Genomic DNA, 22,023 nt, shown 5'->3' on the forward strand with positions numbered 1-22,023 from the left:
GCGTCAAACATTTGTCGCCTTCCACACCCTCGGCTATCTTTCCCACCCATGAACGAAACCCGCAGCGCCCTCGTCGTCGACGATGAACGCGATATCCGCGAACTGCTGGTGTTGACCCTCGGCCGCATGGGCCTGCGCATCAGCACCGCCGCCAACCTCGCCGAAGCCCGCGAACTGCTGGCCAGCAATCCCTATGACCTGTGCATCACCGACATGCGCCTGCCCGATGGCAATGGCATCGAACTGGTCAGCGAGATCGCCCAGCACTATCCGCGCACGCCGGTGGCGATGATCACCGCCTTCGGCAGCATGGACCTGGCCGTGGAAGCGCTGAAAGCCGGTGCCTTCGATTTCGTCAGCAAGCCGGTGGACATCACCGTGCTGCGCGGCCTGGTCAAGCATGCGCTGGAACTCAACAACAGCGAACGCCCCGTTGCCGGCCCCGCCGCCGAACAGGCCGCACGCCTGCTCGGCGAATCGCCGGCGATGGACGTGCTGCGCGCCACCATCGGCAAGGTTGCGCGCAGCCAGGCGCCGGTCTACATCCTGGGAGAATCCGGGGTGGGCAAGGAACTGGTTGCACGCACCATCCATGCACAGGGTGCACGCGCCGCTGGGCCGTTCGTGCCGGTCAACTGTGGCGCCATTCCCACCGAGTTGATGGAGAGCGAGTTCTTCGGCCATCGCAAGGGCAGCTTCACCGGCGCCCATGCCGACAAGCCGGGACTGTTCCAGGCCGCACACGGCGGCACCCTGTTCCTGGATGAGGTGGCCGAGCTGCCGCTGCAGATGCAGGTGAAGCTGCTGCGTGCGATCCAGGAAAAATCGGTGCGCGCGGTGGGCGCACCCAGCGAAGAACCGGTGGACGTGCGCATCCTCTCGGCCACCCACAAGGATCTGGCCGAGCTGGTCGAAGACGGGCGCTTCCGCCACGACCTCTACTACCGCATCAACGTCATCGAACTGCGCGTGCCGCCGCTGCGCGAGCGTCGCCAGGACCTGCCCGCACTGGCGGCGTCGATCCTGGCGCGGCTGGCCCGCAGCCACGGCCGCGCCACCCCGCTGCTGGCGCCGTCGGCGCTGGACGCGTTGGCCCAGTACGGCTTCCCCGGCAACGTGCGCGAGCTGGAGAACATCCTGGAACGCGCGCTGGCACTGGCCGAGGAAGATCGTATCGGCGCCGACGACCTGCGCCTGCCGCAGCACGCACCGCGTTCACCGGGCAGTGCCGCCCATGCCGAAGCCGTGGTCGATCTGCACCCGGGCAGTGCCGCCCTGCCCTCGTACATCGAGCAGCTCGAGCGCAGTGCGATCCAGCGCGCGCTGGAAGAAAACCGCTGGAACAAGACCCGCACCGCCGCGCAGCTGGGCATCACCTTCCGTGCGCTGCGCTACAAGCTGAAGAAGCTGGGGATGGAATAGGTAGTGCCGGCCGCTGGCCGGCAACCTCGTGCACCGCGCCATCCACGCATGGCGTGGATCTACTGGTTGCCCATCCACGCACGGCCTGGATCAACCGGCCGTTCTGCGTCGGAATGGTAGTGCCGGCCGCTGGCCGGCAACCCCGTGCATCGCCCATCCACGCATGGCGTGGATCTGCTGGTTGCCCCATCCACGCACGGCGTGGATCAACCGGCCGTTCTGCGTCGAAATGGTAGTGCCGGCCGCTGGCCGGCAACCCCGTGCACCGCCCATCCACGCATGGCGTGGATCTACGGCATCAATCCTTGGTGACGCGATTGATCTCGGCCAGGCTGGTCACACCCGCGGCCGCCTTCTTCAACGCCGACTGCCGCAGGTCATTCACACCGATCGCCTGCGCGGCCTCGGCAATCTGCAGCGCATTGCCGCCCGCCAGCACGATGGTCGCGATCTCGTCGGTCATCGGCATCACCTGGTAGAGGCCGGTACGGCCCTTGTAGCCCTCGGTGCATTCGTCGCAGCCTACCGCCTCATACAGCTCGATGCCTGCATCCAGCTGCGCCTGGGTGAAGCCCTCGGCCAGAAGGGCGTGTGCAGGCAGGTCGGCCGGCCGCTTGCAGTTCGAACACAGGCGGCGCGCCAGGCGCTGGGCGATCACCAGCGTCACCGAGCTGGTGATGTTGTACGGCGCGATGCCCATGTTCATCAGGCGCGCGATGGTCTGCGGCGCATCGTTGGTATGCAGCGTGGACAGCACCATGTGACCGGTCTGCGCAGCCTTGATCGCAATTTCCGCCGTCTCCAGGTCGCGGATTTCGCCGACCATGATGATGTCCGGATCCTGTCGCAGGAACGAGCGCAGCGCTGCGGCAAAGGTCATGCCGCGCTTGTTGTTCTGCTGCACCTGGTTGACGCCGGGTAGGCGGATTTCCACCGGATCCTCGGCGGTGGAGATGTTGCGGGTCTCGTCGTTGAGGATGCCCAGTGCGGTATACAGGGACACCGTCTTGCCTGAACCGGTCGGGCCGGTCACCAGTACCATGCCGTAAGGCTTGTGGATCGCCTCCAGGAACAGCTTCTGCTGGTCCGGCTCGTAACCCAGCTTGTCGATGCCCAGCTTGGCCGCGCTGCCATCGAGGATACGCAGCACCACCTTCTCGCCGAACAGCGTCGGCAGGGTGCTGACACGAAAGTCGATCTGCTTGGTCTTGGAAAGATTGAGCTTGATGCGGCCATCCTGCGGCACGCGCTTTTCAGCGATATCCAGCTGCGCCATCACCTTCAGGCGCGCGGCAATGCGCTGGTTGAGCTTGTTCGGCGCACGCGCGACCATTTTCAACAGGCCATCGATGCGCAGGCGCACGCGGTAATCGTCTTCGTAGGGCTCGAAGTGGATGTCCGAGGCACCCTTTCGGATCGCATCGATCAACACCTTGTTGATGAACTTCACCACCGGAGTATCGTCGCCCTTGGCGTCGATGCCCGAATCGGTGCCGCCGGCCATGTCATCGTCGCCACCGGAGATATCAAGGTTGGCGAGACCATCGTCATCTCCGCCCAGCGAATCGCCCAGCGTGTCATGGCTGGAGTGCCACTGCTCCAGAGTGCGGCGGATCTGGTCCTCGTCAACCAGGATCGGCTCCACCACCAGATTGGTGTGGAACTTGATTTCGTCCAGTGAATGAGTCGGGTTGCTGGTGCCGACGAACAGCTTGCCGCCACGCTTGAACAGCGGCAGCACGTTGTGCTTGCGCAGCAGCTCCTCGCTGACCAGGCTCATCGCGTTCTGGCTGGCATCGAATACCGACACGTCGAACAGCGGCATGCCGAACTCGACCGCATTGGCAGCGGCCAGCTGCGGCGGTGAGACCACCTTGTTCTGCGCGAACCAGGTGGGCAGCGGCTGGCGGGCTGCGGTGGCCTTGGCCATGGCATCGCGGGCACCGGCTTCATCCAGTGCGCCGTCCTGGACCAGACGACGGGCCAGACCGGTGATGCCGACGAGATTGGCGGAGGTGACTGCGTTCATGGCGGCTGACTTTGAAAAAGGTACAAGGCTTTATAGTCGCGCCAAGCGCGTTACACAAATGAAGATGCCCGCGATTTCTCGCGGGCATCCCGGGTCACACCAGCGCAGTGTGCTGAGCGCTGGCCCCAGTTACGGGGTCAGGGTCTCGCACGGGTCATCCTTATAGTTTGCGACGCTCGACTTGGTAACGACGCAAGCCCAAGTGATCGGCGCAACGCCATCAGTCGGGAAGGTGGGGGTCAGCGTGACAGTTGCAGTCGTGTCCTTCGAGGTGCCGGTCAGCACGCCGTTGCCAGTGCAGTTGGCGGCACCCTGGCACAGATTGGCCACTTCCGACGAGTGGTTCTCGCCAACCTTGATCTTTTCGCCGGCAACGCTGCCAATCGCCTGGGTGATCTTGGCGCGAGCGGTGTAGTTCTTGTACTGCGGCAGCGCGATGGCGGCCAGGATCGCGATGATCGCAACGACGATCATCAGTTCGATCAGGGTGAAGCCCTTCTGGTTCTTCATGATTACATCCCCAAGATTAGTGGTGGTTGAGTCAGCGCGCAGGAGCGGTCCGGCCAACGGCCGGTTGAGCGGGTCCTGCACCCTGCGGGTGGATCTACGCAGGTTGCGTGCCAACCCCGGCACGCCTCCCCCTGGATTTCCCCGCGCCCATGATGGCAGCAATTTCTGCGATGTGAACCCCCCAGTCATCATTCTGCGATGGACCCGGCAATGTGACGCAGTGCGTCACCTTTGGCCGGCCGCCGGCACGATTTCGCATTTCCGCCCCTCCCGGATCTGCCAAGACGACGATGAACCCGCTACCATCGGCAGATGCCCGTCTGGGGATGGCGGGCCGGGGAGCCAACATGTCTGTCAGTCGCAGTGCGATCAAGAAGGAACCGGTGGCCCGCGCCACCATGGAGTTGCAGCCGTTTGTCTGGCAGGGGACCGACAAACGCGGCGTGAGGATGAAGGGCGAGCAGCTGGCAAAGAACGCCAACCTGCTGCGCGCCGAGCTGCGCCGGCAGGGGATCAACCCCGACCAGGTCAAGGCCAAGCCCAAACCACTGTTCGGTGCCGCCGGCAAGGCAATCGGCACCAAGGACATCGCCTTCTTCAGCCGGCAGATGGCCACGATGATGAAGTCCGGCGTGCCGATCGTGTCGGCACTGGAGATCATCGGCAGCGGGCACAAGAACCCGCGCATGAAGAAGATGGTCGACGGCGTCCGCACCGACATCGAGGGCGGCTCGTCACTGTACGAATCGGTCAGCAAGTACCCGGTGCAGTTCGACGAGCTGTACCGCAACCTGGTACGCGCCGGCGAAGGCGCCGGCGTGCTGGAAACGGTGCTGGACACCGTGGCCACCTACAAGGAAAACATCGAAGGCCTGAAAGGCAAGATCAAGAAGGCACTGTTCTACCCGGCAATGGTCATCGCGGTAGCGCTGCTGGTCAGCGCCATCCTGCTGATCTTCGTGGTGCCGCAGTTCGAGGATGTGTTCAAGAGCTTCGGCGCCGACCTGCCGGCCTTCACCCAGATCATCGTCAACGCTTCGCGCTTCATGGTGTCCTGGTGGTGGCTGATCGCCATCGTCGTGATCGGCAGCATCGTCGGCCTGGTCATGGCCTACAAGCGCTCACCCGCCATGCAGCACGCGATGGACCGCTACATCCTGAAGGTGCCGGTGATCGGCCAGATCATGCACAACAGTGCCATCGCCCGTTTCGCCCGCACCACGGCGGTGACTTTCAAGGCCGGCGTGCCGCTGGTGGAGGCGCTGGGCATCGTCGCCGGCGCCACCGGCAACAAGGTCTATGAGGAGGCCGTGCTGCGCATGCGCGATGACGTGTCGGTCGGCTATCCGGTCAACATGGCGATGAAGCAGACCAACCTGTTCCCGCACATGGTCATCCAGATGACCGGCATCGGCGAAGAGGCCGGCGCGCTGGATACCATGCTGTTCAAGGTGGCCGAGTATTATGAGCAGGAGGTCAACAATGCCGTTGACGCCTTGAGCAGCCTGCTCGAACCGATGATCATGGTGTTCATCGGTGTGGTCGTGGGCGGCATGGTCGTCGGCATGTACCTGCCGATCTTCAAGCTCGCCTCCGTCGTCGGATAACACATACATGGCTTTTCTTGACCAGCATCCCGGCCTCGGCTATCCCGCCGCGGCCGGCCTGGGACTGCTTCTGGGCAGCTTCCTGAACGTCGTCATCCTGCGCCTGCCCAAGCGGCTGGAATGGCAGTGGAAGCGCGATGCGCGCGAGGTTCTGGAGGAGCCGGACTTCTACGAGCCGCCCCCGCCGGGCATCGTGGTGGAGCCTTCGCACTGCCCCCACTGCAAGCACAAGCTGGCCTGGTACGAGAACATCCCGCTGTTCAGCTGGATGATCCAGGGCGGCAAGTGCCGCCACTGCAAGGCGCCCATCTCCATCCAGTACCCGCTGGTGGAGGCCCTGACCGCGGTGATGGTGCTGGCCTGTGTGTGGCAGTTCGGCTTCGGCTGGCAGGGCTTCGGTGCGATCGTGCTGACCTGCTTCCTGATCGCCCTGTCCGGCATCGACCTGCGCACCCAACTGCTCCCGGACCAATTGACCCTGCCGCTGATGTGGCTGGGGTTGATCGGCAGCATCGACAACCTGTACATGCCGGCCAAACCGGCCCTGCTCGGCGCCCTGCTGGGCTACCTGTCGCTGTGGTCGGTGTGGTGGCTGTTCAAGCAGCTGACCGGCAAGGAAGGCATGGGCCACGGCGACTTCAAGCTGCTGGCCGCGCTGGGCGCCTGGTGCGGGATGAAGGGCATCCTGCCGATCATCCTGATGTCGTCGGTGCTGGGCGCCCTCATCGGCTCGATCTGGCTGTACAGCCGTGGCCGTGACCGGGCGACACCGATTCCGTTCGGCCCCTACCTGGCACTGGCCGGCTGGCTGTTCTTCATGTGGGGCGAGCCGCTGTTGAACCAGTATCTGGTGATGAGCGGGCTGCGCTGAGGGGAGTCCCCATGAGCCAGTATGTGGTGGGCCTGACCGGCGGCATCGCCTCGGGCAAGAGTGAGGTAACCCGGCGCTTCGAGACGCTGGGAATTGTTGTTGCCGACGCCGACCTGGCCGCGCGCGCGGTGGTGGCGGTGGGCAGCCCTGCCCTCGCCCTGGTTGCCGAGCGCTTCGGTGCAGACATGCTGCTCGCCGACGGCGCCCTGGACCGGGCGCGCCTGCGTGCCCACATCTTTGCCGACCCGGCCGAGCGGACTGCGCTGGAAGCGATCACCCACCCGGCCATCCGCCGGCTGATGCAGCAGCAGTGCGAGCAGGCCGCCAGCCCCTATGCGCTGGCGGCGATCCCGCTGCTGACCGAAGTGGGCGGTCGCCAGGCCTATCCGTGGCTGGACCGGGTGCTGCTGGTAGATGCCCCGGAAGCCGTGCAGCACGCCCGGCTGATGCAGCGCGACGGCATCGACGCCGCGCTGGCTGACCAGATGATCGCCGCCCAGGCCACCCGCGCGCAGCGCCTCGCGCTGGCTGATGATGTGGTCGTCAATGATGGCCATCCGGATGACCTGCAGGCGCAGGTCGAGCGGTTGCATGCGCGGTATCTGGCGTTGGCGGCCGGATAACCCTGCAGGTCCATCGGCACCGCGCGAACGGGCATCCACGCATGGCGTGGATCTACTCCAGCTGCTGGCGGGCGTAGCGCGCCAGTTCGCGGGCGGCCAGCAACAGACCTTCCACTACATCCGGCGGCAGTTGCTGGCCCGCGCTGCCCTGCACGCGTGCCGCTTCGGCGGCGTGCAGCATCTGGATCAGCGCATTGAGACCGGCCAGGGTACGGCTGAGGCTGGCCAGGGTTACCGCCTGCGAGGGCGTGAGACCGGTGCCCTTCCGGGTCTGGCCATCGGCGTTATCGCGCCCATCCATGCGCGCCATCAGCGCGGGCAGCAGGTCGCTGGGTTCGGCCAGTACATCTTCGATGCGTTCGGCGATGTCGGCCGGCAACTGATCGGCGGATTCGCCAACCAGGCGGCGCAGGTTCGGATAGGTGGTGCGTGTAGACATGGCAGTGCTCCTCGCAGACGGTAAGGCCACCCGCGGATGCGAGGTGGCGGACGGTGCGGGTTGGCGTACCGGAGACCCAACTACTCAACAGCAAGGAAAAAGACTCCAGCGGATTCTGGTGAATCCCCACGCACCGCCCGCCGAAGCAAGAGCATGCGGTGCATTTTCCATGATGGCCTGGGCGCATCAGGAGCTGTTGAATTGTCGGGTTTATTCGGGACGCCAATCCCGGCCGGGGCGATGACCCCGACCATGCCATCTCGCCAGCTGCATGCAATGCGGTCATGAGGCGAAAACGCCATGTGGGCCAACCGTCTGCGGAATCGTGTGGTGTGACACGCGCAGGGCGCGGAGTGCGTCACGCAGGTGTCGTGCTGGACCAGAAACGCCGAGCCTTCGCGGAAGCTGCATTGGCGTTGCATGCGACATTTCGCGCCGAGTGGGAGATTTTGGCGACGGATGGATTTGTGCCGACCAAGGTCGGCACCCACCAGAGCAACATCGGCGACCGGAGGATTCGTGCCGACCAAGGTCGGCACCCACCAAAGCAGCATCAGCGACGAATGGATTCGTGCCGACCAAGGTCGGCACCCACCAAAACAGCAGCCAGAATGGGTTACAACGGCTTCGGCGAGAACGTCAGCGTGGCGATCACGCCACGGGCGCCGCCCGGGCGCACGCTCACCTGCCAGCCGTACAGATCGCACAGGCGGCTGACGATCGACAGGCCAATGCCACCGCCCTGCGAGTGACCGGCATGAGTACCGCGATAGCCGCGCTGGAACAGCTTGGCGGCATCTTCCTCGCTCAGGCCCGGCCCGCTGTCGGTCACCGACACGGCGTTGGCACCCACATGCACGCGCACCTCGCCATCCTGCGAATACTTCACCGCATTGCCGATCAGGTTGCCCAGCGCCACCGACAGCGCCGCTTCGGGGGCATCGATGACCAGATCACGTTCGCCATCCAGGTGCAGCTCCAGCGGCTTGCCACCCAACTGGGCGCGGTGCGCGTCCAGCAGCTGTTCGGCCACCCGGGCGACATTGCTGCTGCCCTGCCCGCGTTCGTTGCGCGACAGCAGCAGCAGCGCGCCGATCAGATCGCTGCACTGCTGCTCGGCACGCTGGATGCGCTGCAGGCGCTGCAGTACCTTCTCGTCCAGGCCCGGGCGGGTCAGCAGCAGTTCGGTGGCGCCACGGATCACCGCCAACGGCGTGCGCAGCTCGTGGCTGACATCGGCATTGAACTCACGGTCGCGCTGCACCACTTCGGTCAGCCGCGAGGAATAGTCATCCAACGCCTGTGCCAGCTGGCCCACTTCGTCATCCGGGAAGCGCGGCGCCAACGGCTCGGGCTCACTGGTACCGCCACGGTACGCACGCAGGCGCGCGGCCAGATCCGAGACCGGCTTCATCACCTTGGAGGCCGACCACCAGCCCAGCACCAGCGACAGCAGGCTGAATACCAGCACCGACAGGAACAGCGCGCGGTTAAGCTGCTGCCCACCGCGGACGCTGTCGGTCATGTCGTAGGCCAGGAACGCCCAGGCATCGGGAGTCTTGCGCACGGCCAGCTTGTAGGAATAGCGCTCGCCGCGCTCGTCCACACCGCCCATGTTGTACAGGCCGTCCTTGAACTCGTACCAGTCCGGCTCCTCCTCGCGCAGGGCTTCGAACTTGTCAGGCTTTATCAGGCGCGCGCGCATCTGCTGCACCGGCAGGTCGGGGTTGCGGTCCGGGCTTTCGTAATAACGCCGCACGTACTCGCTGATGTTGCGGTTCATCACGTCTTCCACCAGCTGGTTTTCCACCCGCATGCGGGCCCAGTTGGTGGCGAACGCGAACAGTGTCGTCAGGCAGAAGCCCAACAACACGAACGAAACGATGATGCGGCTGCGCAGGCGCCGCCGATAAGGCGTGCGCCGGCGCTCCCCCTTGCTTGCCACAGAATCAGGCTTCCGGCGTAGCGATGCGGTATCCGATGCCATGGCGGGTCTGGATCATCGGCACTTCAAAGGGCTTGTCCACCACGGCGCGCAGGCCGTGGATGTGCACGCGCAGCGAATCGGAGTCCGGCAGCTCTTCGCCCCAGACACGGGTTTCCAGTTCCTGCCGGGTGACCACGGCCGGGGCCGCTTCCATCAGCGCCTGCAGGATCTTCAATGCGGTCGGGTTGAGCTGCAGCAGCTTGCCCTGGCGGCGCACTTCCAGCGTGTCCAGGTTGTATTCCAGATCACCCGTTTCCAGCACACGGGTCTGCACGCCCTTGCCGCGACGCGACAGGGCGTTCAGACGCACTTCCACTTCCTGCAGCGCGAACGGCTTGATCAGGTAGTCGTCAGCACCGGAATCGAAGCCGGCCAGCTTGTTGTCCAGCGAATCGCGCGCGGTCAGCATCAGCACCGGGGTCTGCTTGCGCGCTTCATTGCGAAGCTTGCGGCAGACTTCGATGCCGTCCATGCCGGGCAGGTTGAGGTCCAGGACAATCGCGTCGAACTCGTGCACGACAGCCAGATGCAACCCGGTCACTCCGTCGGCAGCGAAGTCCACGGTGTGGCCCCGGTCCTCCAGGTAGTCGCCCAGATTGGCCGCAATGTCGCTGTTGTCTTCGATTACCAGGATTCTCACTGTCACCTCTAATTGACGAATTTACCGACGCGCTGGGCCTGACCCATGTCGCGCTGTGCCTTGTCCTTCTGCCGAGCACGCTCGGCGACGGTCATGCATTGCGTGGACGACATGTTGGAACCAATGGTCTTCTCACGTCGGCATATTAGACGACTATCTTCACGCGCCTGTGTCAAAACGGTGTTCACGACCTGCTGATCGTTGAAGACCTCAGTTCGTACCGATTCAGGCATCGCGTCCTTGGTCGGGTACTGCTCGGCGGCGGCACGGATGCGAACCAGGGTCTCGCGGACCTTGCCGCGCTCTTCCTGACGGAGCTCGGAATAGGTTTCGCCATCGTTGAGCTCGATCTCGATGCGCTCTACCTGCTGCAGCAGCGGCTTGCCCGGTAGGAATACCTCTTCGGCACTCTTGGCCCCTGCCGAAGCAGCGACCAGGGCCAACGCCGAAACCAGAACCGCTGATATCACTGGATGCTTCATGACAAACGAATCCCTGTCTGAGGTGAACGCCGACTGTATGCGGATGCCCGCTCTGCCAGCAAGTGCTGGCCGGCAGGGTGCAGGCGGCCTTAAAGCTTGGAGTCCGGGTTCAAGTTGCTGTAGGTACGCTGGTCGTTGAGCAGGGCCTTGCCCTTCTCTTCGATGCGGCGCCGTTCGGCCACGGTCATGCAACGGCTCTTGGGCATGTTGCTGCCCGTGGTGCGCTGGTACGAGCAGATCTGGCGGCTGTCGTCGTGGGCGCGCGTCAGGATGCTGTTGACCCGCTCCTGATCGTTGAAGACGTCGTTCTGCACCTGCGGCGGCAGCTCCTGGACGGTCTGCCGGTCGCCCATCCGCTGGGTGATCCGCGCCAATGCCTGCTGGACCTGACTGCGGTCCTCGGCGGAGATTTCGTTGTAGTCGCCCTGCTGCAGGGCTTTTTCGACCTGGCGGACCTGCTCGGCCACCGGGGTCTGGCGGTCCATCTGCACAGCCGCCTTTTCCGGCTTGGCCAGTGCAACGCCAGGCAGGCACAGCAACAGCACGATCATCGTGGTGCGGTACATCGCCAACCTCCCGATCCTTCGGAACGAAGGCCCAACTCTACGAGTGTCCCCACGTGCCCACAAGGGCCCCTTGGCAGGGGGACACAGGGCATAAAAAAGACCCAGGCGGTGCACCCGCCTGGGCCTGAAGTTGTATCCCGATACCGATCCTGCTGAGAGGCAGAGCTGCGGTTCGTTGAAGGCTACGCCCGGGGCGATTAAAGCAGTGTTAAAACCGCCAACCCCGCCTGAATTTAATTTCAAGCCGCTGAAATATCAGGATTTTTTGATCTTCTCGACGTGTTCGATGATGCGTGCGGCCACATCCACCCCGCAGGCGGCCTCGATCCCTTCCAAGCCCGGGGTGGAGTTCACCTCCAGCACCAGCGGGCCGCGCTCGGAGCGGATCAGGTCCACCCCGCAGACGCCCAGCCCCAGCGCCTTGGCCGAACGCACCGCCACCTGCTGCTCGGCCCGGCTGGCCTTGGACGCCACCGCCGTACCGCCGGCATGCAGGTTCGAGCGGAAATCCCCCTCCGGCGCCTGGCGCTGCATCGACGCCACCACCTGGTCGCCGACCACGAAGCAACGCAGGTCGGCGCCCTTGGCCTCGCCGATGAACTCCTGCATCAGGAAGTTGGCATACAGGCCACGCAGGGCTTCGACGATGCCGCGCGAGGCGCTGGCCTTCTCGGTGAGGATCACGCCACGGCCCTGGGTGCCTTCATTGAGCTTCACCACATGCGGCGGTGGGCCGAGCATGGACAACAGGTCGACGGTGTCATCCGGGTTGTCACCGAAGACGGTGACCGGCATGTCGATGCCCTTGGCCGCCAGCAACTGGTGCGCCCGCAGCTTGTCGCGCGAGCGCAGGATCGCGTCGGACGGATTGGGCGTGCGTGCGCCCATCAGTTCGAACTGGCGCAGCACGGCGGTGCCGTAGCGGGTGACCGAAGCGCCGATGCGTGGGATGACCGCGTCCACGCCGGTCATCGGCCTGCCCTTGTAGTGCATGGAAAAGCCGTCCGCGGCGATGCGCATGTAGCAGCGCAGCGGATCCAGGATGCGCACGGTATGGCCGCGCGCGCGCGCGGCCTCGACCAGCCGACGGGTGGAGTACAGCCGGGTGTTGCGGGACAGGATGGCGAGCTTCATCGCAGTGGGATCGGTCGGCAGGCGCGAAGCATAGCGTGGCAGCGTTGCGTCTGGATGATGTTGCCTGGCGGCACCACCGCGTGCCGGGCTTCCCCTTCATTCCGCCGCTGGATAGCCGCGTGCGGCCTCGCCCAGAGCGGCGATGCACGCCATCTGGACAGTCGACCCGCCGAAGGCATCCTTGTAAATCTCCACGATGCGCTGCGCGGCCTCCGGCCCACCTGCCCTGCCCAGGGCGCGCACCGCTTCAACCTGTTTGGCCGAGCCAATTCCCGCGGAAAGGAATATCTGATGCAGTGCGTTGACCAGGTCGTTCCTGCGTTGCATGCCGGCGTGCTCCTTGAAATGAGGGCAACACGCTAGCGGAGGGCAAGTCGGGGGGACATACGGATTGTTGGAATCTGCCTTGCACGCTCGGACGCGAAGTCCGCACTCTCAAGCAGGCACCGGCAAACGCTGCGCCAGATACTTTCAGCCCCCCGACAATCCCTGAGTCCCGCCAAATCGATTCTCTTCCTCGCTACCGGGCAGCAGCATGACCGGAAACAGAACGAACACCCCCAAAGGAACGAAGGCAATGACAACAAACCATCCCGACTCATCAATGTCGTGCAACCTGCGCACGGTCAGTGCGAGCATGGGCGGGAGGAAAGATACCAGCGCGACCGTTGCCAGGCCCTGCCCCACGCTATTGAGACGCAAGCCCAGTTCCCAATTGTAGAACCGTGTGCCGATCAGCCAGTAGCCAGCTTCCATCAAGCTGTAGCTCAGCGCGGCCAAGAAAGCGGCAAGCAGGAAGAACGACCAGAACTCTGTCCGGTTGGATCGTCCCGAAAAATCAAAGCATCGCCTGATGGGCACAAGTGCAGCGATCATTCACGCTCCGGACAACGAACGATTGATACCAATTGTTGACGGATTTCTAGCATGTCCGATCCCAGCAACAACTGAACCTGTCCGTGTGACTGGATCGAGCAGACCGCAAGGTCGCAGAGGAGGCTTTCCAGCGCTAAGTACGGTCGCGCGGCGCTGAGCCAAGGAAAACTCACCTGGCAGAATGCCCGCGATCACTGTGCGGCAAAGCGGATCGAAGTGCCCGAGCCGAGGCGCTGTCGCGCTGGCTGGGTAGCGCGGAGCGGCTGACACGCCGCAAACCGCTGGAAGACATGGAGCGGGCGAAGGGAATCGAACCCTCGTCAGTAGCTTGGGAAGCTACAGCTCTACCATTGAGCTACGCCCGCGTTGCCCGACAAGTCTATGCGGGGCACGTGTTCAAACGCAACGGGCAGGCCCTTGCAGCCTGCCCGTGACGGTGACGGCAGGCCCGCAGGCCTGCCGTCGTGTGCATCAGAAGCTGCCGCTGAAGCTGGCAAACAGCGTCGCGTCCTGCGCACGCTTCTGCAGGGTGGTGGCGCTCAGGCCGATGTTGCTCTGCAGGCCGAACAGCTCCATACGCGCGCCCAGGATGGCGGTTGCATAGTTCTTGTCGAAGTCCATGCCCGGCACGCGGTACATGCCGACGTCCGGCAGGCTCTGCACCCAGGCGCTGGCCTGCTTGGTGTCTTCGAACTCGTGGTCGTAGGTCACCTGCACGTACGGCTTGACGGTGCCGCCGTCGAAGCGGGCCTGCCAACCGATACGGCCGACGGTGGAATCGACATCCTGCTTGCCGTAACCCAACGCGGTGGCCAAGGTGCCGGCATCGGCGCTTTCGGTGTAACCGTCGATCTTGACCTGCTGCCAGATCACCGAGGCGATCGGGCCGTGGCGGAAGCCACCTTCGGTGCCGAACTCGTAACCGGCGTTCAGGGCAGCGGTCAGGTTGCTGCCGTCCGGCGAGCCACCGTGTTCGCGGGTGGCCGGGCCGAGCTGGACCTTGCGGTTCACGTCATAGGACAGCCAGGTGTAGCTGACCTGGCCATTGACCCAGATGCGGTCGCCGTACCAGCCGGCGAACAGACCGGCCGTGGTGTCCTTCTGGGTGAAATCGCCACGGCTGTTGCCGAAGTCGGCATTCAGGCGGCCAAAGCCGGCGAAGCCGCCGAAGACCATGCCGTCACGTGCCCAGTCGACACCGAACAGGCCGGCCGGGGCCAGGCCGTCGTACAGATCGGCGTGGTCGTAGCGCTGCATGTCACCGCGCACGCCGCCCCACCAGGACATCCCGTCGGCCGGACGGCCGGCCTGGTGCAGGCTGACCTGGTCGGCGCGCGAACGGCCGATGGTCTGCGCCGAGTGGCTCAGCACCTGCTGCAGGCGCGGGCCTTCCAGGATCGAGATGGCGTACTGGCCCAGCATCTGGTGCGCGGCCGTGGTCGGGTGCACGTCATCGGCGAACAGGTAGGTACTTGCCGCATCCGGACGCACATAGGCCAAGGGGCTGCAGGTCAGCGACGACGGCACGGTGCAGGCCCGGCCGGTGACGTTGCTGAAGCCGTACATGCCCGGGCTGGCGATGATTTCGCGCAGCAGCGTGTAAGTGTCCAGCGGAATGAAATCGATGCCGGCCTGCTTGAGACCGCCATAAAGCGCGCTGTTATAGGCGTTGGACAGCGCCGTCCCCTGCACGCGCGCGGCAGCGCCGCGATCGATGAAGCCCGGAGTGGAGCCGATATCGGGCAGGTTCGGAACCAGCACGTACTCGGCACCGGCCTGCTTCAGGCTGGCCACGATACCGATCTGGTCAGTGACCGCCGAGCCGATGACTGCCGGCGCCTGGGCCGGGTTGGTGATCTGGAACAGGTCGTTTGCGCCACCCCAGACGGTGTACAGCGCGCGCGGATCCGCCTTGCCACCGTTGGCGGCCAGGTAGTTGGCGGTCTGCGTCTTCAACGACGGCACCAGCACGTTGCCCAGCTGCGGGTTGCGGAAGTCGGTGCCGACCCGGGCGCCGCCGACAGCGTAGTTGTCGCCGGTCTGGCCGTTGCCGTTCGGGCTGGCGTTGGTGCCGTAGTAATCGGCCACCCACTGTGCCCACTCCCAACCGGGGTTGGTGGTGGACTGGCCGGTGACCGGACGCACGTCGGCCGGCAGCAGCGGACGGAAGTAGCCGCTGTCGGTCAGGCTGTCACCGATGAACACGGTGCGGGTGAACGGGGATTCGCCTGCCATGGCCGGCAGCGCGGCCAGCGCGATCGCGGCCGCCATGAGGGAGCGGATCGGGCGTTTGCTGAGCAGCATGTAAAAACTCCTGTGGGGATATCGTTTGAGGATCCGACGCACGTACGCCGGCGCACGGTGAATGGTTTCACTGCGCCGCCAATTGCTCACGCTGCGCCGCCGCATGGATTGTCGCTCGAGCCAGGCCCGGCGGGCTTTGCCGGTGCGGGCGTAGCGCACAACTTGCAACGGTTCCGATGCGAACCGGCAATCAGCGACAATGGCCCCATGAACATCCAGCTCAATGGCGAACCCCGCACCCTGCCCGCTTCGGCGACCCTCCGGGACCTGCTCGCGGCCGAGCAGCTGTTGCAACGTCGGGTTGCAGTGGAGGTGAACGGCGAGATCGTCAGCCGCAGCCGTCATGCCGAGCATGTGCTGGCCGAGGGCGATGTGGTGGAGATCGTGCATGCCCTGGGTGGCGGCTGAGGCATCCCGCGCTCTGCGCTCGCCGGGCATGGCCCGGCGCTACCCTGCGCATCCGTTCCGGTAGCGCCGGGCCATGCCCGGCGGCGTCGAAGTGACGACCCCATCTTCGGGCGGATAAGCGATAATCGCGTCATGAACGCTCATGTCTCCCCCGATTCGCTGGTGATCGCCGGCAAGACCTACAGCTCGCGGCTGCTTACCGGCACCGGCAAGTTCAAGGATCTGGAAGAAACCCGCCTGGCCACCGAGGCCGCGGGCGCCCGGATCGTCACCGTGGCCATCCGCCGTACCAACATCGGCCAGAACCCGGGCGAACCGAACCTGCTCGACGTGCTGCCGCCGGACCGTTACACCATCCTGCCCAACACCGCCGGCTGCTACACCGCCGAGGATGCCGTGCGCACCTGCCGCCTGGCCCGCGAACTGCTGGACGGCCACAACCTGACCAAGCTGGAAGTACTGGGCGACCAGAAGTCGCTGTACCCGGACGTGGTGCAGACCCTCAAGGCCGCCGAGCAGCTGGTCAAGGACGGTTTCGAGGTGATGGTCTATACCTCCGACGACCCGATCCTGGCCAAGCGCCTGGAAGAGATCGGCTGCGCTGCGGTGATGCCGCTGGCCGCGCCGATCGGCTCGGGCCTGGGCATCCAGAACAAGTACAACCTGCTGCAGATCATCGAAGACGCCAAGGTGCCGATCATCGTCGACGCCGGCGTGGGCACCGCTTCAGATGCGGCGATCGCGATGGAGCTGGGCTGCGACGGCGTGCTGATGAACACCGCCATCGCCGGCGCGCGCAACCCGGTGCTGATGGCCAGCGCCATGCGCAAGGCCGTGGAAGCCGGCCGCGAGGCGTTCCTGGCTGGCCGCATTCCGCGCAAGCGCTATGCCAGTGCGTCCTCGCCAATCGATGGGTTGATCGGCTGATGACCAATCCATTCGACAGCGCCGGTTCGAAGGCACCGCCCAAGCCGTTCACGGTCAACGAAGGCCGCCGTGAAGTGCGCAGCTTCGTGCTGCGCCAGGGCCGTTTCACCCCGGCCCAGCAGCGCGCGTTCGACGAGCGCTGGCCGCGTTTCGGCCTGGATTTCAGCGGTGAACCGCGTGATCTGGATGCCACCTTCGGCCGCGATGCGCACAAGGTGCTGGAAATCGGCTTCGGCAATGGCGCCGCGCTGCGCTTCGCCGCCCAGCAGGACCCCAGCCGCGACTACATCGGCCTGGAAGTGCACGCGCCCGGCGTGGGCCGCCTGCTGAACGCGCTGGCCGACGACAACGCCGACCACGTGCGCCTGTACCACCACGACGCGGTGGAAGTGCTGGAAAAGGAAATCGCCGATGGCGCGCTGGACGAAGTGCGCATCTACTTCCCCGACCCGTGGCACAAGAAGCGCCACAACAAGCGTCGCCTGATCCAGCCGGGTTTTGCCGAGCTGCTGGTGCGCAAGCTGCGCCCCGGTGGCCGCCTGCACTGTGCCACCGACTGGGAGGATTACGCCGAGCAGATGTGGGACGTGCTCGATGCCACCCCCGGCCTGGTCAACCGTGCCGGTCCGCGTGGCAGCGTGCCGCGCCCGGACTGGCGCCCGCAGACCCACTTCGAGACCCGCGGCCAGAAGCTCGGCCATGGCGTCTGGGACCTGTTGTACGACCGCACCTGATGAACGCCTGAGGACGCCGCGCCCGACATGGATACCGCGCTGACGCTGACCACTGACATGAAGCTCGTGCTCGGGCTGGTCGGCTTCACAATGGCGATGTTCCTGTTCGAGCGCATCCGCGCCGACGTGGTCGCGCTGGTGGTGCTGGTGGTGCTGGGCGTGACCGGCCTGATCGCGCCGGAGGAGATCTTCGGCGGCTTCTCCGGCAACGCGGTGATGAGCATCATCGCCACCACCATTCTCGGCGCGGGCCTGGACCGCACCGGTGCCTTGAACCGGCTCGCGGCCTGGCTGCTGCGACGCGGCCATGGCGTGGAGCAGCGGCTGCTGATGATGACCACGGCCATCGCCGGCCTGAACTCGTCCTTCATGCAGAACCCGTCGGTGATGGCGCTGTACCTGCCGGTTGCCTCGCGTCTGGCCGCGCGCACCGGGCTGACCATGCAGCGCCTGCTGCTGCCGATCTCGGCGGCGATCGTGATGGGTGGCGCGCTGACCATGGTCGGCAACTCGCCGCTGATCCTGCTGAACGATCTGCTGGCTTCGGCCAACAACAACCTGCCCTCCGGCCTGGCCACCATCGAGCCGCTGCGCATGTTCGCGCCGCTGCCGATCGGCATCGCCCTGCTGATCGCCTCGCTGCTGTATTTCCGCTACTACGGCGACCGCAAGCTGGTGGAAGAGGAAAGCCTGGTCAACGACGGCACCACGCCGGCCCGCACCGAGAGCTACTTCGCCAAGACCTACGGCATCGAAGGCGACGTGTTCGAGCTGGTGGTCACCGCCGAGAGCCCGCTGGTCGGCATGACCCTGGGCGAGGCCGAGAACCTGCATGACGCGCCGCTGCTGCTGGCACTGAAGACCGGCAATGACACCCGTCTGGCCCCCCCTGCGGAAATGCGCATCTGGGTGGGCAGCGTGCTCGGCGCGATGGGCCCGCGCCAGCAGATCCACGATTTCGCGCAGAACCAGTTCCTGCGCATGTCCTCGCGCCTGAAACACCTGGGCGACTTGTTCAATCCCAGCCGCGCCGGCATTTCCGAGGCGGTGGTGCCGCCGACCTCCGGCGTCATCGGCAAGACCGCAGGCGAGCTGCGCCTGCGCAAGGAACGCGGCATCAGCCTGCTGGCGATCAACCGCGACAAGCAGGTGATCCGCGAGGATGTGCGCGATGTGCAGCTGCGCGCCGGCGACATGCTGGTCTTCCACAGCATCTGGACCGACCTTGCGCAGGCCGCCAAGAGCCGCGACTTCGTGGTGGTCACCGATTACCCCACCGGCGAGCAGCGCCCGCACAAGTTCAAGATTGCCATGGCGATCTTCGCCCTGACCATCCTGATCGCGCTGACCAGCAAACTGCCGGTGGCGCTGACCCTGATGACCGGCGTGGCCGGGATGCTGTTGACCGGCGTGCTGCGCATGGACGAGGCCTATGCCTCGATCAACTGGAAGACGGTGTTCATGATGGCCGGGCTGATTCCGCTCGGTTGGGCGATGGATTCCAGCGGCGCAGCGGCATGGGTGGCCGGCCATACCATCGACAAGCTGCCCACCGGCATTCCGATCTGGGTGCTGGAACTGGCGCTGGCGCTGCTGACCACGGTGTTCTCGCTGGTGATCAGCCATGTGGGCGCGACCATCGTGATGGTGCCGATCGCGGTGAACCTGGCGCTGGCGGCCGGCGGCAATCCCACGGCGTTCGCGCTGATCGTGGCGCTGTCGGCGTCCAACAACCTGATGACGGCGTCGAACCCGGTGATTTCGATGATCACCGGCCCGGCCAACTACACCCCGCGCGAGATGTGGCGGGTCGGCGGCCCGCTGTCACTGATCTACACCTGTGTGGTGGTGGTGATGATCAACCTGATGTTCTGAAGGTTGGGTTTGTTGGCAGGGCTGCGCCCTGCACCCGCAGAGGCAACGACAACGGCCTGCATTCCTTGGGATGGCGGGGTGGGTCCGGTTGCGGGGGACGCCGTAAACCCCCAGACCGGCCCAGCCGCTGGCGGCTGTGCGTTCGGGCGCTTGCGAAGCAGTGCTTCGCAAGCAAAGCGCCCTCACCCTTGGGGGCTTGGCCGCGGCATCCATGCCGCGGACACCCCCGCAACCGGACCCACCCCGCCTTCGACAGATTTCCGCGCGCTGTCGGAACGGCATTCTGTGCTGCTGTGGGTGGGTGTCGACCTTGGTCGACACGGTAGATCCACGCCATGCGTGGATGGATTCCTGGATGTTTCGCTGATGTGGTGGGTTCTGAACTCGGTGGGTGCGGACCGTTGGTCCGCACACCGATGCCTCAGGCCAGGTAGACCTGTCCATCCCGCACATCCACCGGCACTGCGCGCAGGCGGTCGCCCTTGCAGGGGCCGGCGATGCAGTCGCCACTGTCCAGCGCGAACGAGGCGCCGTGGGCGGCGCAGACCAGATGGCCTTCGCGGCTCTTCAGGAACTGGCCGGGCGCCCAATCCAGGCGGCGGCCCGCGTGCGGGCAGATGTTCAGGAACGCGCGCACCTGTTCACCGTCGCGGTACAGCAGCAGCGACTCGGCATCGCCATCGACCACCGCTTCAACCTCGGCAAACGCACCATCGGCAATGGCATCCAGGGTGATCAGGGCAACAGCGGCAGTCATGGCGAAGGCTCGGACGGAATCGCGCATTGTCGCACGCCTGGTCATGTGACTAGCTGCGACATGAACACAAGTCATTGATCCGTAATAAGCCAAGGCTATATTTAACGAGTTTTTCACTCAATGACAGTGGCACCTGCCGATACTCATGGCTCGCTGATTTCCAGCCTATCGAGCCACCATGTTCAATCGCGATTTCGCCTTCAACCAGTTCCGCACCCTGTTTGCCCCGCGCAAGCCGCGCCATCCGCTGGTGCGCGTTGCCGTGGGCCTGCTCGGCCTGGCGATTCTGGCCGCGATGGTGTTCATCGGCGTATTCGTCGGTGCAGCCATGATCCTGGTGGGCCTGGCGTGGAAGCTGCTGGCTTCGCGCAAGCCCGGCACGAGCCGCCCGGTCGACCCGAACGTGGTCGAGGGCGAGTACCACGTGGTGCGCAAGTCGGCGCTGCCGTCCTCGCGCTGATCGACGCTGCCCGCTGACGGCGGGCCTTGCTGCGTTCTAGACTGCGGGCACTCCCTTCCTGGATGCCCGCATGTCCGATGTCTCCGATGTGATCCCTGCTGCAGCCACGCCGCGTGTACCGGTGGTGGGTGGCGGCAGCTTTCCCGTGCACCGCATCTACTGCGTCGGCCGCAACTTCGCCGACCACGCGCGTGAGATGGGTGCTGCCGTGCCCGCAGCAGATGATCGCGGCCGCCCGATGTTCTTCACCAAGCCGGCCGACGCCATCGTGGTCGGCCACGACGATGTGATCCCCTACCCGCCTGCCACCAGCAACCTGCATCACGAGGTGGAACTGGTGGTGGCGATCGGCCGTGACGCGCCCACCGGCGTGCTGGCCTTGGCCGACGCCGAGGCCCTGGTCTATGGCTATGCCGTAGGCCTGGACCTGACTCGCCGCGACCTGCAGGCGGCCGCCAAGGAGAAGGGCCACCCGTGGGATTCGGCCAAGGGTTTCGATGCCTCTGCACCGATCAGCGAGATCGTGCACGCCGGTGAAGTCGGCGATCTGGCCGCGCTCAATCTGTCGCTGGAGATCAATGGCGAAGTCCGCCAGCAGTCCCTGCTCGACCAGATGATCTGGAACGTGCCGGAGATCCTGCACGAGCTGTCCAAGCTGTGGCAGCTGCGCGCCGGCGATCTGGTGTTCATGGGCACGCCGTCCGGCGTGGCCGCGCTGAAGCCCGGCGACCGTTTCAGTGCACGCCTTGAGAACGTGGCCGAACGCCACGGCGTGATCGCCGGCTGACATCACCTGCGCTACCCTTCGCGCTGCCCCCCTCGCCCTCAGGAGAAAAACAACAATGGGAATGCTCACCGAGTTCAAGGAATTCGCGATGCGCGGCAACGTCATCGACCTCGCCGTCGGCGTGGTGATTGGCGCTGCCTTCGGCAAGATCGTCACCGCGCTGGTGGAGAAGATCATCATGCCGCCGCTGGGCATGCTGATCGGCAAGGTCGATTTCTCCCAGCTTGCGTGGACACTGTCGCCGGCCAGCATCGGGCCTGATGGCAAGGAAATCCCGGCCGTGGTGATCGGCTACGGTGATTTCATCAACACGCTGATCCAGTTCGTGATCGTGGCGTTCGCCATCTTCCTGGTGATCAAGGTGATCAACCGCCTGTCGCGCAAGAAGGAAGCGGCACCGGCAGCGCCGGCCGAGGAAGTGGTGCTGCTGCGCGAGATCCGCGACAGCCTGAAGAAATAAGGTTGGTGGCGCCGGGCCATGCCTGGCGGAACGCCATCTTGCCGCTGCGCTCGCCGGGCATGCCCGGCGCTACCGCAGAGGCATGCGAAAGCCCCGCTCCGGCGGGGCTTTCGCTTTGCTGCATC

The 22,023-nt window shown here is 65.2% G+C and carries 23 protein-coding genes and 1 tRNA gene; 11 read left to right on the top strand and 13 right to left on the bottom strand.

The annotated features are described in order from the left end of the window. The first annotated feature begins 48 nt into the window (after nt 1-48). A complete protein-coding gene (locus CLM74_RS16875; RefSeq protein ID WP_025874296.1) occupies nt 49-1,422 on the top strand; it encodes a sigma-54 dependent transcriptional regulator in 1,374 nt (457 codons plus the stop codon). A 298-nt stretch (nt 1,423-1,720) separates the two neighbouring features. Here CLM74_RS16875 and pilB read toward each other — a convergent pair whose 3' ends face one another. Beyond that, the gene (pilB, locus tag CLM74_RS16880; RefSeq protein ID WP_105164558.1) at nt 1,721-3,451 is read right to left on the bottom strand and encodes a type IV-A pilus assembly ATPase PilB; all 1,731 of its coding nucleotides are present in this window, start codon (nt 3,449-3,451) and stop codon (nt 1,721-1,723) included. Between the two features lie 129 nt (nt 3,452-3,580). Next, on the bottom strand, nt 3,581-3,961 hold the full coding sequence (locus CLM74_RS21815) for a prepilin-type N-terminal cleavage/methylation domain-containing protein (RefSeq protein WP_105164559.1): 381 nt from the start codon (nt 3,959-3,961) through the stop codon (nt 3,581-3,583). Between the two features lie 347 nt (nt 3,962-4,308). Here CLM74_RS21815 and CLM74_RS16890 point away from each other — a divergent pair, with 347 nt between their 5' ends. Genes CLM74_RS16890 through coaE form a run of 3 tightly spaced genes read left to right on the top strand, consistent with a single transcriptional unit; the run spans nt 4,309 to nt 7,062 of the window. Further along, nucleotides 4,309-5,568: a type II secretion system F family protein gene (locus CLM74_RS16890; protein ID WP_105164560.1), complete on the top strand. Its 1,260-nt coding sequence runs from the start codon at nt 4,309-4,311 to the stop codon at nt 5,566-5,568. Nucleotides 5,569-5,575: 7 nt separating this feature from the next. After that, nucleotides 5,576-6,439, top strand: a complete 864-nt coding sequence (locus CLM74_RS16895; RefSeq protein WP_025874291.1) for an A24 family peptidase — start codon at nt 5,576-5,578, stop codon at nt 6,437-6,439. 11 nt (nt 6,440-6,450) lie between these two features. After that, a complete protein-coding gene (coaE, locus tag CLM74_RS16900) occupies nt 6,451-7,062 on the top strand; it encodes a dephospho-CoA kinase (RefSeq protein WP_105164561.1) in 612 nt (203 codons plus the stop codon). 52 nt (nt 7,063-7,114) lie between these two features. On the opposite strand, the gene CLM74_RS16905 is transcribed toward coaE, so the two are convergent. From CLM74_RS16905 to CLM74_RS16950, 10 genes are all read right to left on the bottom strand, one after another. Beyond that, nucleotides 7,115-7,501: a hypothetical protein gene (locus CLM74_RS16905; RefSeq protein WP_105164562.1), complete on the bottom strand. Its 387-nt coding sequence runs from the start codon at nt 7,499-7,501 to the stop codon at nt 7,115-7,117. Nucleotides 7,502-8,117: 616 nt separating this feature from the next. Continuing rightward, the gene (locus CLM74_RS16910) at nt 8,118-9,488 is read right to left on the bottom strand and encodes a HAMP domain-containing sensor histidine kinase (RefSeq protein ID WP_032975180.1); all 1,371 of its coding nucleotides are present in this window, start codon (nt 9,486-9,488) and stop codon (nt 8,118-8,120) included. Beyond that, nucleotides 9,451-10,128, bottom strand: coding sequence for a response regulator transcription factor (locus CLM74_RS16915; protein ID WP_025874286.1), 678 nt, complete (start codon nt 10,126-10,128; stop codon nt 9,451-9,453). The genes CLM74_RS16910 and CLM74_RS16915 overlap by 38 nt, the downstream gene beginning before the upstream one ends. A gap of 8 nt (nt 10,129-10,136) precedes the next feature. Then, on the bottom strand, nt 10,137-10,610 hold the full coding sequence (locus CLM74_RS16920) for a hypothetical protein (protein WP_025874285.1): 474 nt from the start codon (nt 10,608-10,610) through the stop codon (nt 10,137-10,139). Nucleotides 10,611-10,699: 89 nt separating this feature from the next. After that, nucleotides 10,700-11,176 (bottom strand): hypothetical protein, encoded by a 477-nt coding sequence (locus CLM74_RS16925; protein ID WP_025874284.1) that lies wholly within the window; start codon nt 11,174-11,176, stop codon nt 10,700-10,702. A gap of 255 nt (nt 11,177-11,431) precedes the next feature. Further along, entirely contained in the window at nt 11,432-12,310 is an 879-nt protein-coding gene (gene rimK / locus CLM74_RS16930; protein WP_025874283.1) for a 30S ribosomal protein S6--L-glutamate ligase, read from the bottom strand. Nucleotides 12,311-12,406: 96 nt separating this feature from the next. Further along, on the bottom strand, nt 12,407-12,637 hold the full coding sequence (locus tag CLM74_RS16935) for a hypothetical protein (RefSeq protein ID WP_105164563.1): 231 nt from the start codon (nt 12,635-12,637) through the stop codon (nt 12,407-12,409). Between the two features lie 144 nt (nt 12,638-12,781). Further along, nucleotides 12,782-13,186, bottom strand: a complete 405-nt coding sequence (locus CLM74_RS16940; RefSeq protein ID WP_032975183.1) for a DUF805 domain-containing protein — start codon at nt 13,184-13,186, stop codon at nt 12,782-12,784. 291 nt (nt 13,187-13,477) lie between these two features. Beyond that, nucleotides 13,478-13,551 (bottom strand) — tRNA-Gly (locus tag CLM74_RS16945). A gap of 106 nt (nt 13,552-13,657) precedes the next feature. Continuing rightward, nucleotides 13,658-15,490: an autotransporter domain-containing esterase gene (locus CLM74_RS16950; RefSeq protein WP_025874280.1), complete on the bottom strand. Its 1,833-nt coding sequence runs from the start codon at nt 15,488-15,490 to the stop codon at nt 13,658-13,660. A gap of 207 nt (nt 15,491-15,697) precedes the next feature. On the opposite strand from CLM74_RS16950, the gene thiS reads away from it, so the two are divergent. From thiS to CLM74_RS16970, 4 genes are all read left to right on the top strand, one after another. Then, the gene (gene thiS / locus CLM74_RS16955) at nt 15,698-15,898 is read left to right on the top strand and encodes a sulfur carrier protein ThiS (protein ID WP_105164564.1); all 201 of its coding nucleotides are present in this window, start codon (nt 15,698-15,700) and stop codon (nt 15,896-15,898) included. Between the two features lie 132 nt (nt 15,899-16,030). Then, entirely contained in the window at nt 16,031-16,825 is a 795-nt protein-coding gene (locus tag CLM74_RS16960) for a thiazole synthase (protein WP_032975186.1), read from the top strand. Further along, nucleotides 16,825-17,559 (top strand): tRNA (guanosine(46)-N7)-methyltransferase TrmB, encoded by a 735-nt coding sequence (trmB, locus tag CLM74_RS16965; protein WP_025874277.1) that lies wholly within the window; start codon nt 16,825-16,827, stop codon nt 17,557-17,559. The genes CLM74_RS16960 and trmB overlap by 1 nt, the downstream gene beginning before the upstream one ends. A gap of 27 nt (nt 17,560-17,586) precedes the next feature. After that, entirely contained in the window at nt 17,587-19,434 is a 1,848-nt protein-coding gene (locus CLM74_RS16970) for an SLC13 family permease (RefSeq protein WP_025874276.1), read from the top strand. Between the two features lie 421 nt (nt 19,435-19,855). Here CLM74_RS16970 and CLM74_RS16975 read toward each other — a convergent pair whose 3' ends face one another. Continuing rightward, entirely contained in the window at nt 19,856-20,191 is a 336-nt protein-coding gene (locus CLM74_RS16975; RefSeq protein ID WP_049469607.1) for a Rieske (2Fe-2S) protein, read from the bottom strand. A gap of 178 nt (nt 20,192-20,369) precedes the next feature. On the opposite strand from CLM74_RS16975, the gene CLM74_RS16980 reads away from it, so the two are divergent. The 3 genes from CLM74_RS16980 to mscL all read left to right on the top strand — a co-directional run bounded on the left by CLM74_RS16980 (nt 20,370) and on the right by mscL (nt 21,898). Then, nucleotides 20,370-20,651, top strand: coding sequence for a hypothetical protein (locus CLM74_RS16980; RefSeq protein WP_105164565.1), 282 nt, complete (start codon nt 20,370-20,372; stop codon nt 20,649-20,651). A gap of 70 nt (nt 20,652-20,721) precedes the next feature. Continuing rightward, the gene (locus CLM74_RS16985) at nt 20,722-21,438 is read left to right on the top strand and encodes a fumarylacetoacetate hydrolase family protein (protein ID WP_099785214.1); all 717 of its coding nucleotides are present in this window, start codon (nt 20,722-20,724) and stop codon (nt 21,436-21,438) included. A 55-nt stretch (nt 21,439-21,493) separates the two neighbouring features. Next, nucleotides 21,494-21,898: a large-conductance mechanosensitive channel protein MscL gene (gene mscL / locus CLM74_RS16990; protein ID WP_025874272.1), complete on the top strand. Its 405-nt coding sequence runs from the start codon at nt 21,494-21,496 to the stop codon at nt 21,896-21,898. Nucleotides 21,899-22,023 lie beyond the last annotated feature (125 nt).

The organism is Stenotrophomonas sp. MYb57 (assembly GCF_002966815.1).
GTDB classification, from domain to species: domain Bacteria; phylum Pseudomonadota; class Gammaproteobacteria; order Xanthomonadales; family Xanthomonadaceae; genus Stenotrophomonas; species Stenotrophomonas indicatrix.